The organism is Pseudomonas sp. BRM28, assembly GCF_002939405.1.
Lineage (GTDB): Bacteria > Pseudomonadota > Gammaproteobacteria > Pseudomonadales > Pseudomonadaceae > Aquipseudomonas > Aquipseudomonas palmensis.
Window position 1 is genome coordinate 1,641,397 of the sequence record NZ_PEFV01000001.1, and the last position, 13,932, is coordinate 1,655,328.

15 protein-coding genes are annotated in these 13,932 nt (G+C 62.8%); 13 read left to right on the forward strand and 2 right to left on the reverse strand.

Going from position 1 to position 13,932, the window contains the following annotated elements:
• Nucleotides 1-18: 18 nt before the first annotated feature.
• From CR917_RS07760 to murB, 4 genes are read left to right on the forward strand one after another with little or no spacing between them, the layout of a single operon-like run.
• The gene (locus CR917_RS07760; RefSeq protein WP_003247142.1) at nt 19-204 is read left to right on the forward strand and encodes a Trm112 family protein; all 186 of its coding nucleotides are present in this window, start codon (nt 19-21) and stop codon (nt 202-204) included.
• Nucleotides 201-965, forward strand: a complete 765-nt coding sequence (kdsB, locus tag CR917_RS07765) for a 3-deoxy-manno-octulosonate cytidylyltransferase (protein ID WP_078479737.1) — start codon at nt 201-203, stop codon at nt 963-965. The genes CR917_RS07760 and kdsB overlap by 4 nt, the downstream gene beginning before the upstream one ends.
• Nucleotides 965-1,429, forward strand: coding sequence for a low molecular weight protein-tyrosine-phosphatase (locus CR917_RS07770; RefSeq protein WP_104572095.1), 465 nt, complete (start codon nt 965-967; stop codon nt 1,427-1,429). Before kdsB ends, CR917_RS07770 begins: the two co-directional genes overlap by 1 nt.
• On the forward strand, nt 1,426-2,445 hold the full coding sequence (murB, locus tag CR917_RS07775; protein WP_043862886.1) for a UDP-N-acetylmuramate dehydrogenase: 1,020 nt from the start codon (nt 1,426-1,428) through the stop codon (nt 2,443-2,445). The genes CR917_RS07770 and murB overlap by 4 nt, the downstream gene beginning before the upstream one ends.
• A gap of 127 nt (nt 2,446-2,572) precedes the next feature.
• On the opposite strand, the gene rne is transcribed toward murB, so the two are convergent.
• A complete protein-coding gene (rne, locus tag CR917_RS07780) occupies nt 2,573-5,785 on the reverse strand; it encodes a ribonuclease E (protein ID WP_104572096.1) in 3,213 nt (1,070 codons plus the stop codon).
• Nucleotides 5,786-6,528: 743 nt separating this feature from the next.
• Here rne and rluC point away from each other — a divergent pair.
• The 3 genes from rluC to sppA are packed head-to-tail and all read left to right on the forward strand — an operon-like array spanning nt 6,529 to nt 9,142.
• The gene (gene rluC, locus CR917_RS07785) at nt 6,529-7,485 is read left to right on the forward strand and encodes a 23S rRNA pseudouridine(955/2504/2580) synthase RluC (protein ID WP_043862884.1); all 957 of its coding nucleotides are present in this window, start codon (nt 6,529-6,531) and stop codon (nt 7,483-7,485) included.
• On the forward strand, nt 7,475-8,152 hold the full coding sequence (locus CR917_RS07790; RefSeq protein WP_054915813.1) for an HAD-IA family hydrolase: 678 nt from the start codon (nt 7,475-7,477) through the stop codon (nt 8,150-8,152). Before rluC ends, CR917_RS07790 begins: the two co-directional genes overlap by 11 nt.
• 6 nt (nt 8,153-8,158) lie before the next feature.
• The gene (gene sppA, locus CR917_RS07795; RefSeq protein ID WP_058541100.1) at nt 8,159-9,142 is read left to right on the forward strand and encodes a signal peptide peptidase SppA; all 984 of its coding nucleotides are present in this window, start codon (nt 8,159-8,161) and stop codon (nt 9,140-9,142) included.
• Nucleotides 9,143-9,206: 64 nt separating this feature from the next.
• Here sppA and CR917_RS07800 read toward each other — a convergent pair whose 3' ends face one another.
• Entirely contained in the window at nt 9,207-9,785 is a 579-nt protein-coding gene (locus CR917_RS07800; RefSeq protein WP_043862881.1) for a nucleoside triphosphate pyrophosphatase, read from the reverse strand.
• Between the two features lie 95 nt (nt 9,786-9,880).
• On the opposite strand from CR917_RS07800, the gene CR917_RS07805 reads away from it, so the two are divergent.
• The 6 genes from CR917_RS07805 to acpP all read left to right on the forward strand — a co-directional run bounded on the left by CR917_RS07805 (nt 9,881) and on the right by acpP (nt 13,869).
• Nucleotides 9,881-10,408, forward strand: coding sequence for a YceD family protein (locus CR917_RS07805; protein ID WP_054915811.1), 528 nt, complete (start codon nt 9,881-9,883; stop codon nt 10,406-10,408).
• A gap of 13 nt (nt 10,409-10,421) precedes the next feature.
• Nucleotides 10,422-10,604 (forward strand): 50S ribosomal protein L32, encoded by a 183-nt coding sequence (gene rpmF / locus CR917_RS07810; protein WP_010223221.1) that lies wholly within the window; start codon nt 10,422-10,424, stop codon nt 10,602-10,604.
• 3 nt (nt 10,605-10,607) lie between these two features.
• Nucleotides 10,608-11,615 carry a phosphate acyltransferase PlsX gene (gene plsX, locus CR917_RS07815; protein WP_078479736.1) on the forward strand — a complete coding sequence of 336 codons (1,008 nt, stop codon included), beginning with the start codon at nt 10,608-10,610 and terminating at the stop codon, nt 11,613-11,615.
• A gap of 126 nt (nt 11,616-11,741) precedes the next feature.
• Nucleotides 11,742-12,680, forward strand: coding sequence for an ACP S-malonyltransferase (gene fabD, locus CR917_RS07820; protein WP_104572097.1), 939 nt, complete (start codon nt 11,742-11,744; stop codon nt 12,678-12,680).
• Between the two features lie 16 nt (nt 12,681-12,696).
• The gene (gene fabG / locus CR917_RS07825; RefSeq protein ID WP_043862877.1) at nt 12,697-13,437 is read left to right on the forward strand and encodes a 3-oxoacyl-ACP reductase FabG; all 741 of its coding nucleotides are present in this window, start codon (nt 12,697-12,699) and stop codon (nt 13,435-13,437) included.
• A gap of 195 nt (nt 13,438-13,632) precedes the next feature.
• Nucleotides 13,633-13,869, forward strand: coding sequence for an acyl carrier protein (gene acpP / locus CR917_RS07830; RefSeq protein WP_003175607.1), 237 nt, complete (start codon nt 13,633-13,635; stop codon nt 13,867-13,869).
• Nucleotides 13,870-13,932 lie beyond the last annotated feature (63 nt).

Here is a 13,932-nt window from a genome sequence, read left to right on the forward strand (position 1 = left end):
CAGGCCTGAGGAATATCCATGGACACCAAATTGCTCGACATCCTTGCTTGCCCGATCACCAAAGGCCCGCTCAAGCTCAGCGCCGACAAGACCGAGCTGATCAGCAAGGGGGCCGGCCTGGCGTACCCGATTCGTGACGGTATCCCGGTGATGCTCGAGAGCGAAGCCCGAACCCTGACCGATGACGAGCGCCTGGACAAATGAGCCTGGATTTCACCGTTGTGATTCCAGCGCGCCTGCGCTCCACCCGTCTGCCGGGCAAGCCATTGCTGTCGATTGCCGGCAAGCCGATGGTGCAGCACGTCTGGGAGCAGGCGCGCAGAAGCAGCGCCACCCGCGTGGTGATTGCCACCGATGACCCGAGCATCGTCGCTGCATGCCAGGGGTTTGGCGCCGAGGTGCTGCTGACCCGTGAGGACCACCAGTCGGGCACCGACCGCCTGGCCGAAGTCGCCACCCAGCTGGGCCTGTCGGCAGATGCGATCGTGGTCAATGTGCAGGGTGACGAGCCGTTGATTCCCCCGGCGATCATCGACCAGGTGGCGGCCAACCTGGCGGCGCATCCTGAAGCGGGCATTGCCACGCTGGCCGAGCCGATCGAAGACGTCGAAGTGCTGTTCAACCCCAATGCGGTCAAGGTGAGCACCGACCGCAACGGCCTGGCCCTGACCTTCAGCCGTGCGCCCTTGCCGTGGGCGCGTGATGCGTTTGCCCAGAGCCGCGAGCAATTGCCGGCGAGTGTGCCTTATCGCCGGCATATCGGCATGTACGCCTATCGCGCAGGCCTGTTGCAGGACTTCGTCGCCTGGGGCCCGTGCGGCCTGGAGCAGACCGAGTCGCTGGAGCAGTTGCGTGCGCTGTGGAATGGCGTGCGCATCCACGTGGCCGATGCCTTGCAGGCGCCGCCTGTGGGCGTCGACACACCTGAAGACCTGGAGCGCGTTCGGCGCTTGCTGGAGGCCTGATGCGCGTCCTGTTCGTATGCCTGGGCAACATCTGCCGCTCGCCGACGGCCGAGGGCGTGTTGCGCCATCAGTTGAAGCTGGCAGGCCTCGAGGATCAGGTCGAAGTGGCCTCGGCGGGTACGGGAGACTGGCATGTGGGCAAGCCGCCCGACAGCCGAACCCGCCGCGCTGCGCTGGCGCGCGGCTACGACCTGTCCGCACAGCGTGCACAGCAGGTGAGCGCGCAGGACTTCAGCCGGTACGACCTGATCCTGGCAATGGACACCAGCAATCTCGGCCACCTCAAGGCGCTGCAACCGTCTGCCGGTACCGCCGAACTGGACCTGTTCCTGCGCCGCTACGAGGGTGAGCTGGATGAAGTGCCCGACCCGTACTACGGCGGCGAAGAGGGCTTCGAACAGGTGCTTGATCTCATTCAGCTGGCTTGTAGCAAGCTGGTGGTCGAGCTGAAGGGCCGGCTATGAGCGTGCAGGTGCAATCGCAGGTTTCACTCAAGCCTTACAACACCTTCGGAATCGAGGTGAAGGCGCAGTATTTCGCCCAGGCACACAACGATGACGAAGTGCGCCAGCTGCTGGCGCACGCAGCCGAACAGCACCTGCCGGTGCTGGTGATCGGTGGCGGCAGCAACCTGCTGCTGACTGCCGATATCCAGGCGCTGGTGCTGCGCATGGCCAGTGTCGGTGTGCGGATACTGTCGGATGATGGCCAACGCGTGGTGGTCGAGGCAGAGGCGGGTGAGCCCTGGCATCCCTTCGTGCAGTGGACCCTGGCCCAGGGACTGTCGGGGCTGGAAAACCTCAGCTTGATCCCCGGTACCGTCGGGGCGGCGCCGATGCAGAACATCGGCGCCTATGGCGTGGAGATCAAGGACGTGTTTGCCGGGCTTACGGCACTGGATCGGGAAACCGGCCAGTTGCACGAGTTCGCGCTGGAACAGTGTGATTTTGCCTACCGTGACAGTGTGTTCAAGCGTAATCCCGGGCGCTGGCTGATCCTGCGGGTTCGCTTCGTGCTCAATCGCGCCGAGCACCTGCACCTGGACTATGGCCCGGTACGCCAGCGGCTGAGTGAGCAGGGCATCGGTCAGCCGACCGCACAGAATGTCAGCGATGCCATCTGCAGCATTCGTCGCGAAAAACTGCCAGACCCGGCCGAGCTGGGCAATGCCGGAAGCTTCTTCAAGAACCCGGTGGTGAGCGCCGAGCTGGCGCAGCGCGTGCGCGAGGCGTATCCGGATGCGGTAGGTTATCCACAGGCCGATGGTCAGGTAAAGCTGGCGGCGGGGTGGTTGATCGAGCAGGCGGGCTGGAAGGGGTTTCGCGAGGGCGATGCCGGGGTGCACCGTTTGCAGTCGCTGGTGCTGGTGAACTACGGGCAGGCCAGTGGCAAGCAGTTGCATGCGCTGGCGCAGCGGATTCAGGCTGATGTGCTGGCGCGCTTCGGCGTGGCGCTGGAGATGGAACCCAACTTGTATTGACTGGGCGGCTTGTTCGCTGGCAAGGCCGATTCCTGCGGGTTCGGCGTTGTCGGTGACACATCCACCACCAGGCATCAGGCAATAAAAAGCCCCGCCAGTTTGCACTGGCGGGGCTTTTTAATGGCCGTCAGACGAGCGGTTTATGCTCTTCTGCAGCTTCCTGCGACTGCTCGGCAGCAGCAGCGGCCGCTGCGGCTTCAGCTTCGCGCTTGCGGCGACGCACTTCACGCGGGTCGTTCGGTGCACGGCCGTTGGCCAGCGTGACGACCGGTGCCTCAACCTCGGCAGGCTCGGCGATCGGTGCCTGTGCCTCGGCGACCGGTGCTGGCTCAGCGGCAATGACCGGCTCGGCTTCGACTGCAGCCGGCGCTTCAGGCTCGCTCGGCAGGGCGATGACCGGCTCGGCAGCTACAGGTGCCTCGACGGGCGCTTCGACAGCTGGCGCCTGCTCAGGGGCTTGAGCCGGTGCTTCCACCAGAGCCTCTACCTTGGCCTCGGCCTCGATCTGGGCCTCGACTGGTTGCGGAGCAACTTCGACGACAGGCTCGATGCTCGACTCGACTGCCTGCACCGGTGCTTCGAACGGTTGTTCGATCACAGGGGCGATGGCCGCTTGTTCAGCAACAGCTTCTTCGGCAGCGGGCTGTTGAACGGTTTCGTTCGACTCGGTGCTGGTTTCGACAACCACTGGCTCGACGGTGCCGGCCTCGAAAGGCGTTTCGGCCACGACGGCTGGGGTGTCATCGACAGCAGCAGTTGCACGCTCGGCCTGAGCGTTGGCCTGGGCCTCGGCGTCGGCACTGATGTTGCTGGTGGCAACGGCGGCAGTCACGGCCAGGCCGGCAGCCAGTTCCACGCCCGAAGGCTGCGCATTGCCTTCGCTGCGTTTTTCCGCGGCAGCAGGTTGTTCGCCAGCTTGTTCGGCGCCTTCTTCGGTGCCGTCTTCGCTGCCTTCGACCACATTGCCGTTGGCATCACGCTGACGCTCACGACGGTTGCTGCGACGACGCTGACCGCGCGAGCGACGACGTGGACGATCGCCTTCGGCGCCTTCCTGGTTGTCATCCTGCAGCAGCTCTTCGTTTGGCAGTTGCTCTTCGGCCGCATCCTCGACCGGCTCGGCCGGGCGTGGCTGACGCTCTTCGCGTGGCGGACGCGGTGCGCGCTCCTCGCGAGGGGCACGTTCTTCACGTGGTGCGCGCTCTTCACGCGGTGCACGCTCTTCACGTGGCTGACGCTCTTCGCGCGGGGCGCGCTCAGGACGTTCTTCGCGAACGGCCGGGGCCGGGGTGGCATCCAGAGGCTCACGCAGTTCGCGTACCGGGCGATCTTCGCGTGGGCGACGGTCTTCGCGTGGGGCACGCGGCTGACGTTCTTCACGCGGGGCGCGTGGTGCGCGTTCTTCGCGGGTCGAGGTCTCTTCACGGGCTTCGCGAGGCTGGCGTTCTTCACGCGGCTCACGTGGCGCGCGCTCGGCACGCTCTTCGCGTGGCTTGCGCTCTTCATCGCGACGACCGTTGCGGTTGCGGCTCTGCTGGCGACCGTTGCGACGCTCCTCGTTGCGCTGAGGACGCTCGGTGGCAGGCTTCTCGGTTACCACCGGTGCGGCGGCCACAGGTTCTTCCTTGCCGGCGAACAGGCTGACCAGCGACTTGACCAGGCCCTTGAACAGGCTTGGCTCTGGCAGGGCGTGTACCGGGGCGGCTGGGGCAGCAGGGGCTTCCGGAGCCGGTACCGGAGCATTGGCGCGGGCCGGTGCAGTCTTGACCGCGGCTTCCTGGCGAACCAGGGTGCGGGTGGCGGCAGCCGGTTGCACTTCTTCGGTTTCGGTCGCAGCGATTTCGTAGCTGGACTGGTTGTTCAGGGCTTCCGGGCTGTCGTCGCGCAGGCGCTGCACTTCGAAATGCGGGGTTTCCAGGTGGTCGTTCGGCAGAATGACGATACGCGCCCGGGTGCGCAGTTCGATCTTGGTGATCGAGTTGCGTTTTTCGTTGAGCAGGAACGCGGCGACCGGGATCGGCACCTGGGCACGCACCTCGGCAGTGCGATCCTTCAGGGCTTCTTCCTCGATCAGGCGCAGGATTGCCAGCGACAGCGACTCGACGTCACGGATGATGCCGGTGCCGCTGCAGCGCGGGCAGACGATGCCGCTGCTTTCGCCCAGAGAAGGGCGCAGGCGCTGGCGGGACATTTCCAGCAGGCCGAAGCGCGAAATGCGGCCGACCTGTACGCGGGCACGGTCGGCTTCCAGGCACTCGCGCACCTTTTCTTCGACGGCGCGCTGGTTCTTGGCCGGGGTCATGTCGATGAAGTCGATGACGATCAGGCCACCGATGTCACGCAGACGCAGTTGGCGGGCGATTTCCTCGGCCGCTTCCAGGTTGGTCTGCAGGGCGGTTTCCTCGATGTCGCTGCCTTTGGTGGCGCGCGCCGAGTTGATGTCGATGGACACCAGGGCTTCGGTCGGGTCGATCACGATCGAGCCGCCCGATGGCAGGTCGACGACGCGCTGGAAGGCGGTCTCGATCTGGCTTTCGATCTGGAAGCGGTTGAACAGCGGCACGCTGTCTTCGTACAGCTTGATCTTGCTGGCGTACTGCGGCATCACCTGGCGGATGAAGGTCAGGGCTTCTTCCTGGGCGTCGACGCTGTCGATCAGCACTTCGCCGATGTCCTGGCGCAGGTAGTCGCGGATGGCGCGGATGATGACGTTGCTTTCCTGGTAGATCAGGAACGGCGCTGCGCGGTCGAGGGACGCTTCCTTGATGGCGGTCCACAGTTGCAGCAGGTAGTCCAGGTCCCACTGCATCTCTTCGCTGCTGCGGCCCAGGCCGGCAGTGCGAACGATCAGGCCCATGTCGGCAGGGGCAACCAGGCCGTTGAGCGCTTCGCGCAGTTCGTTGCGCTCTTCGCCTTCGATGCGACGGGAGATGCCGCCGGCACGCGGGTTGTTAGGCATCAGGACCAGGTAACGACCGGCCAGGCTGATGAAGGTGGTCAGGGCGGCGCCCTTGTTGCCGCGCTCTTCCTTCTCGACCTGGACGATGACTTCCTGGCCTTCGCTCAGCACTTCCTTGATGTTCACCCGGCCTTCGGGCGACTTCTTGAAGTATTCGCGGGAGATTTCCTTGAGGGGCAGAAAGCCGTGGCGCTCGGAGCCGAAATCGACGAAGGCGGCTTCAAGGCTGGGCTCGATGCGGGTGATCTTGCCCTTGTAGATGTTGGCTTTTTTCTGCTCGCGTGCACCGGACTCGATGTCCAGATCGTAGAGGCGCTGGCCGTCTACCAGAGCAACACGCAACTCTTCGGGTTGAGTCGCGTTAATCAGCATTCTTTTCATGTAGTACCGTCGGTTTCCGGGCTGCCGGAAACGGCGTTCGGCACACACGACTTCTCACGGTCGGTGTCAGGGTGCGTCAGGGGTGGCGGACCATCCCGTGTCCAGCGGCTTGCGGTCGGACTGGTCGCCCAGTGCTGCCGAAGTCGCGACGACGCGTCCTGCTAGCTGTGGTGTCAAATGCACTCAGTCAGGAGGAGGAATCAGCCTTCGGCCGTGGACACCCTGGGGCATCTTGATCAAGACCGGGTCCGGTCGCGGGCCAGAGGGCCTGTGGACTGGACGCAGTGCTACACGGTCCGACGGTTGTGCATCTCCACCCTACACGTATCCCTGATAATTCGGGTGCTGCCGCGCGCTGAATCCGCAACGGGTTGCAGTTATCGCCAGCTCCATACGGGAGCCCGCGCTTTCTATGGCTAAGGCTGGTATTTCCGAAGCATTCGCCGTGACTGCGTGAAAGCGACTGCACTGAAGGAGTGGGCATCGAAAAAAACGTGCAGGAGGGTCAAACACCGCTCTTGTTGTTTTTTATCGGTCTTCTCTCATCGGCGCTGGTAGCGATTCCAGGCACTTCTGTAAACTGGCGAAAGCCCCGTCGGACGGCCTCGCGTCCTCGAGAATTGCGTAGGTCAGGGCCGGCTCAAAGCCATTGGTCCGCTGGCCAGCCGCTTTTGGCGGCGTTCGCGACTATAGCAGCAATCATTAAGTGCTTCAAATCCATAAAAAATTGTTATGATTCGCAAATGACGACTACTACCCCTCCGACCTCCGGCGTCCAGCTGATCGAGGTCGCGCCGGAACTTGCCGGCCAACGGATCGACAACTTCCTGATCACTGCACTCAAGGGCGTTCCCAAGACCTTGATTTATCGCATTTTGCGCAAAGGCGAAGTGCGGGTGAACAAGGGACGGATCAAGCCAGAGTACAAATTGCAGGCCGGCGATATCGTGCGCGTGCCGCCCGTTCGTCTGCCTGAGCGTGACGAGCCGGTGCCGCTGGCACAGGGCCTGCTTCAGCGACTCGAAGCGGCCATCGTGTACGAAGACAAGGCCCTCATCGTGCTCAACAAGCCTGCTGGCATCGCCGTGCACGGCGGCAGCGGGCTGAACTACGGTGTGATCGAAGCCTTTCGTCAGTTGCGCCCGGATACCAAGGAGCTTGAGCTGGTGCATCGGCTCGATCGCGATACCTCCGGTCTGCTGATGATCGCCAAGAAGCGCAGCATGTTGCGCCATCTGCATGCCGCGTTGCGCGGTGACGGCGTCGACAAGCGCTACATGGCGCTGGTGCGTGGTCACTGGGCCACGGCCAAGAAGCAGGTCAATGCGCCGCTGCTCAAGAGCAACCTGCGTTCCGGCGAGCGGATGGTGGAAATCAACGACGAAGGCAAGGAGGCGCTCACCCTGTTTCGCGTGCTGCGCCGTTTCGGCGATTTCGCGACCATGGTCGAGGCACGCCCGATTACTGGCCGTACCCACCAGATTCGCGTGCATACCCTGCATGCCGGGCATTGCATCGCCGGCGACAGCAAGTATGGCGACGAGGATTTCACTCGCGAGATCCGCGAGCTGGGCGGCAAGCGCCTGTTCCTGCATGCCTATGCGCTGACCGTGCCGTTGCCCGATGGCGGCGAGCTGAAGCTGGAGGCGCCGGTGGACGACATGTGGGCCAAGACCGTGGAGCGTTTGAGTGCGCCGTGATTACGACCTGCTGATCTTCGATTGGGACGGCACGCTGGCCGATTCGATCGGGCGCATCGTCGAAGCGATGCATCGCTCGGCCGAGCGTGCCGGCTATGCGCTGTGCTCGGACGAGGCGGTCAAGGGCATCATCGGCCTGGCGCTGCCCGAGGCGATCAGCACGCTGTACCCGCATCTGGATCAGCCTGAAGTCATGGCGTTTCGTCAGCATTACGCCGACATCTATATGGCCCTGGATACCCAGCCGTCGCCGTTGTATCCCGGCGTGGTCGAGGCCCTCGAGTCGTTCAGGGCCGATGGCTATCGCCTGGCAGTCGCTACCGGCAAGGCGCGTCGCGGCCTGGACCGGGTGCTGGTGGCCAATGGCTGGGAAACGTTCTTCGACATTACCCGGGCTGCCGACGAAACCATGGGCAAGCCGCACCCGCGCATGCTCGAGGAGATCCTGGCCCATTGCCAGGTGCCAGCGAGCCGTGCGTTGATGGTGGGCGATTCGTCGTTCGACCTGCTGATGGCGCGCAATGCCGGCATGCATTCGGTGGCGGTGGGGCATGGGGCGCTCTCGCTCGAGGCATTGAGCGTTTACGAGCCGCAGTTGTCCATACAGCACTTTTCACAATTGCAGGCGTGGCTAGGCCGAACCGCTGCAATCGAATTTCCAGGGTAGGTGAGCATGACTGACGAGTGGAAGGCGCCTGACGCCGAAAAGAACGAAGAGCGCACCAGCTGGAAGCTGCTCGAGAAGACCTTGCTGGCGGGCGTGCAGGAGCAGCGTCGGGCCCGGCGCTGGGGTATTTTTTTCAAGCTGCTGACGTTCGTGTACCTGTTCGGCATCCTGGCACTGTTTTCGCCGCTGATGGATATCGACAAGACCGCCGCCCGTGGCGCGAGCCATACGGCGTTGATCGAGGTGCGCGGGATCATTGCGGACAAGGAGCCGGCCAGCGCCGACAACGTGATAGCCAGCCTGCGTGCGGCCTTCGACGACGCCAAGACCAAGGCGGTGGTGCTGCGTATCAACAGCCCGGGCGGCAGCCCGGTGCAGTCTGGCTACATCTATGACGAGATTCGTCGTCTGCAGGCCGCCAAGCCGTCGGTCAAGGTGTACGCGGTCATCAGCGACCTGGGTGCGTCGGGTGCCTACTATATCGCCAGTGCGGCTGACCAGATCTATGCCGACAAGGCCAGCCTGGTGGGCTCGATTGGTGTGACGGCAGCTGGCTACGGCTTTGTCGGCACCATGGAGAAGCTGGGTGTCGAGCGTCGTACCTATACGGCGGGTGAGCACAAGGCCTTCCTTGATCCATTCCAGCCGCAGAAACCGGACGAAACGGCCTTCTGGCAGGGTGTGCTGGACACCACCCACAAGCAGTTCATTGCCAGTGTGAAGCAGGGGCGCGGCGAGCGGCTCAAGGACAAGGAGCATCCCGAGCTGTTCAGCGGGCTGATCTGGTCGGGTGAGCAGGCCGTGCAGCTGGGGCTGGTGGACGCCCTGGGCAATGCCGATTATGTGGCGCGTGAGGTGGTGGGAGAGAAGACCCTGGTTGATTTCACCGTCGAAGAGTCGCCGTTTGATCGCTTCTCCAAGCGCCTGGGTGCCAGCGTCGCCGAGCACCTTGCCATGTGGATGGGCTTTCAGGGGCCGGCACTGCGCTGAGAGTGCTGATTAATGAAAAACCGGCCAGATGGCCGGTTTTTTTATTGCCGGTATTGCCTTGCCCTCACGGTATGCTCACCCCTTCCTTGAGCAGCATGTCGACGAGTCGGATCAGCGGCAGTCCCACCAGGCTGGTGGCATCGCAGCCGTGGGTGCTTTGGAACAGGCTCACCCCCAGCCCTTCGCACTTGAAGCTGCCGGCGCAGTCATAGGGTTGCTCGGCGTGCAGGTAGCGTTCGATGCGTGGCAGGTCCAGTTCGCGCATGTGCACGGTAAATGGCACGCAATCGACCTCGCAATGGCCGCTCTGAGTATTGAGCAGCGCCACGCCGGTCAGGAAGGTGACGTGATTGCCGCTCGCAGCCAGCAATTGCTCGCAGGCCTTTTCGAAGGTGTGTGGCTTGCCCAGAATCTGTTCGCCCAGCACGGCAACCTGGTCGGAGCCGATGATAAGATGCCCCGGATGGCTGGCAGCCAATGCCTCGGCCTTGTGCCTGGCCAGGCGCTTGACCAGCTCTGGGGCGGGCTCTTCGCCGATGCGCTGTTCGTCGATATCGGGCGCTGCCCAGGCAAAGGGCAGTTGCAGTCGCGCCAGCAATTCGCGCCGGTAGGGTGAGCTGGAAGCCAGTAACAAGGGCAGCATGATGAACTCCTGAGCAGGTGCGCCGATTCTAACATGTTGAACGGGGCCGAATTTCCTTTGACAGGGGCGGGGGGCATCCCTAGAATGCTGCGCCTATGTTGAATGACCCGATTCCACCTCACGTTGACCCGCGCAAATTGGCCGATCGTGGTGTTTCTCTCGAAGGAACGCTGCTACTCGCCGATTTGGAGAGACTCTGCGACCCGCTTTCCGACGATGTCGGTACGGTGCAGGCTAAATTCGATTTTGAGCGAGACGAACAGAAAACCGTGGTTATCCACAGTGCTCTGACCGTCGAGGTCAAGATGGTTTGCCAGCGTTGTCTTGAGCTGGTCACCCTGCCGATCCACAGCGAATCTACATATGCTGTGGTGAAAGAGGGTGCGAATACCCAGTCGTTACCGAAAGGTTATGACGTGCTGGAACTGGGCGAAGATCCTTTGGATCTGCAAGCATTGGTCGAGGAAGAGCTTCTGCTCGCCTTGCCCATCGTGCCTGCTCATCATCCGGAAGAATGCCAGCAGCCGGCGGGCGCCGATGAGCCCGAACCGAGCAAGGACGAGGTAACGCGGTCCAACCCGTTCAGTGTATTGGCGCAGTTAAAGCGTGACCCAAACGTTTAGGAGTTAATCAATTATGGCTGTTCAGCAGAACAAAAAATCCCGCTCTGCCCGTGACATGCGCCGTTCGCACGACGCTCTCTCGGAAAACGCTCTGTCCGTAGAGAAAACCACTGGTGAAGTGCACCTGCGTCACCACGTATCGCCAGAAGGCGTATACCGTGGTCGCAAAGTGATCGACAAGGGCGCTGACGAGTAATCCTTGTCCGCTCAGATCGCGATTGACGCAATGGGCGGGGACTTCGGTCCCCGCAGCATTGTTCAGGCCAGCATTGCTTGCCTGTCGGCTACTCCCTCGCTGCACCTGACCCTCGTCGGTCAACCTTCCCTCCTTGAAGATCTGATCGCTGGCCAGTCGGCAGCGGATCGCGCGCGCCTGCATATTGTGCCGGCCAGCGAAGTGATCGGCATGGACGAGCGGCCGTCCCAGGCGCTGCGTGGCAAGCCCGACTCGTCGATGCGCGTGGCCCTCGAACTATTGCGTGATGGCAAGGTGCAGGCCTGCGTGAGCGCCGGCAACACCGGCGCGCTGATGGCATTGTCACGCTATGTGCTCAAGACCCTGCCCGGCATCGATCGGCCTGCGATGGTGGCGGCCATACCGACCCAGACTGGCTATTGCCAGCTGCTTGACCTGGGGGCCAACGTCGACTGCAGCGCCGAGCACCTGTTCCAGTTCGCCGTGATGGGCTCGGTGGCGGCGCAAGCGCTGGGCATTTCCCGACCGCGTGTGGCGCTGCTCAACATCGGTACCGAAGACATCAAGGGCAACCAGCAGGTCAAGCTGGCTGCGACGCTGCTGCAAAATGCCCGCGGCCTCAACTACATCGGCTTTGTCGAGGGCGATGGCCTGTACCGTGGCGAAGCGGATGTGGTGGTGTGCGACGGCTTTGTCGGCAATATCCTGCTCAAGTCCAGCGAAGGCTTGGCCACCATGATCGGTGGGCGCATCGAGGCGCTGTTCAAGCGTGGCCTGATGGCGCGGGCGGTGGGGGCCCTGGCGATGCCGCTGCTCAGTCGCCTGAAGGCCGACCTTGCGCCGGCGCGCCACAATGGCGCGAGTTTTCTCGGCCTGCAGGGCATCGTCATCAAGAGTCATGGCTCGGCGGGTGTGCAGGGTTTCCAGAGCGCGATACAGCGGGCGCTGATCGAGATCCAGGAGAACTTGCCGCAGCGCTTGCACGGCCGTCTGGAGGATCTGCTGCCTTAGGCATCGGCACAACGACGTGCATAAATGTGACCGCTTGGTTCTCGTTACCATCCAATTGTCAGTTTTCTCGCGCTCAGCCCCGGCTGGGCGCTATTTTCGACGACAAGATCATTAGGGGCTTGTTCAATGTCTGCATCCCTCGCATTCGTCTTTCCTGGCCAAGGTTCGCAGTCGCTCGGCATGCTTGCCGAGCTGGGCGCCCAGTACCCGCTGGTCATCGATACCTTCCGTGAGGCCTCCGAGGCTCTCGGTTACGACCTGTGGGCACTGACCCAGCAGGGCCCGGAAGAACAACTCAACCAGACGGACAAAACCCAGCCGGCCATCCTGACCGCCTCGATCGCCCTGTGGCGCCTGTGGCTGGCCGAAGGTGGCGCGCGCCCTGCATTCGTTTCCGGGCACAGCCTGGGTGAATACAGTGCGCTGGTGGCTGCCGGCAGCCTGAGCCTGGGTGAGGCGGTCAAGCTGGTCAAGCGTCGCGGCGAGCTCATGCAGGAGGCCGTGCCGGCCGGGCAGGGCGCCATGGCTGCGATTCTGGGCCTGGATGACGCCGTGGTCGTGGACCTGTGTGCTCAGGCTGCGCAGGGTGAGGTGGTCAGTGCGGTCAACTTCAACTCCCCGGGCCAGGTTGTCATTGCCGGTGCCAAGGCTGCTGTAGAGCGCGCCATGGAAGCCTGCAAGGCCGCCGGCGCCAAACGTGCGCTGCCGCTGCCGGTCAGCGTGCCGTCGCACTGCGAGCTGATGCGCCCGGCCGCCGAGCGGTTTGCCGAATCGGTGAACGCCATCGACTGGCAGGCCCCGCAGATCCCGCTGGTGCAGAACGTCAGTGCGGGCGTGGCTGGCGATCTCGAAACCCTCAAAAGCGACCTGCTGGAGCAGCTGTACAAGCCGGTACGCTGGGTCGAATGCGTGCAGACCCTGGCTGCCAATGGCGCGGTGCAACTGGTCGAGTGCGGCCCCGGCAAGGTGCTGGCCGGCTTGAACAAGCGCTGCGCCGACGGCGTGAACACCTTCAACCTCAATACCCCGGATGCTTTCGCCGCCACCCGTGCGGCGCTGGCCTGATTTAGGAGAAACTTGCATGAGCCTGCAAGGTAAAGTTGCACTGGTCACCGGCGCCAGCCGTGGCATTGGCCAGGCGATCGCCCTGGAACTGGGGCGTCTGGGCGCCACCGTCATCGGTACCGCCACGTCCGCCTCCGGCGCCGAGCGTATTGCCGCGACCCTCAAGGAGCACGGCATCGCCGGTACCGGGCTGGAGCTGAACGTGACCAGCGACGAGTCGGTCACCGCCACCCTCGCTTCTATCCAGGTGCAGTTCGGTGCGCCGACCATCCTGGTCAACAACGCCGGCATCACCCGCGACAACCTGATGCTGCGCATGAAAGACGACGAGTGGTTCGACGTCATCGATACCAACCTCAACAGCCTCTACCGTCTGTCCAAGGGCGTGCTGCGCGGCATGACCAAGGCGCGCTGGGGTCGTATCATCAGCATCGGTTCGGTCGTTGGGGCCATGGGTAACGTCGGCCAGGTCAACTACGCCGCCGCCAAGGCCGGCCTGGAAGGCTTCAGCCGCGCTCTGGCGCGTGAAGTCGGCTCCCGTGCGATCACCGTGAACTCGGTAGCGCCGGGTTTCATCGATACCGACATGACCCGCGAACTGCCAGAGGCGCAGCGTGAAGCGCTGCAAAACCAGATTCCGCTGGGTCGTCTGGGCCAGGTCGACGAAATCGCGAAAGTGGTTGCGTTCCTGGCCTCTGACGGCGCAGCTTACGTGACCGGTGCGACTGTCCCGGTCAACGGCGGGATGTACATGTAGTTAAATGTGACGGATTGCTTCAAAAAAATGTCATACGAGCTGTCTAAAATCCGTTATAAAGCTGCAACCAAATTCTAGGCGGCAGGTGGGTGTGAAGTTCGAGGGATGCATTACGCTTGAAAAGCGGGCGTCTTTCTATAAACTTACACACCGGCCAGCTGCCTGACATATATCCATTAGGAGTGAAAACTAGGTATGAGCACCATCGAAGAACGCGTCAAGAAAATCGTCGCCGAGCAACTGGGCGTTAAAGAAGAAGAAGTGGTCAACACCGCTTCCTTCGTAGAAGATCTGGGTGCCGATTCCCTTGACACCGTTGAGCTGGTGATGGCTCTGGAAGAGGAATTCGAGACCGAAATCCCTGACGAAGAAGCCGAGAAGATCACTACTGTTCAAGCAGCCATCGACTACGTCACCAGCCACCAGGCTTAAGACTTTGTAGTCGTCGCTTCTTGTCATGGAAAAACCGCACTGCCGTTACTGGCGTGCGGTTTT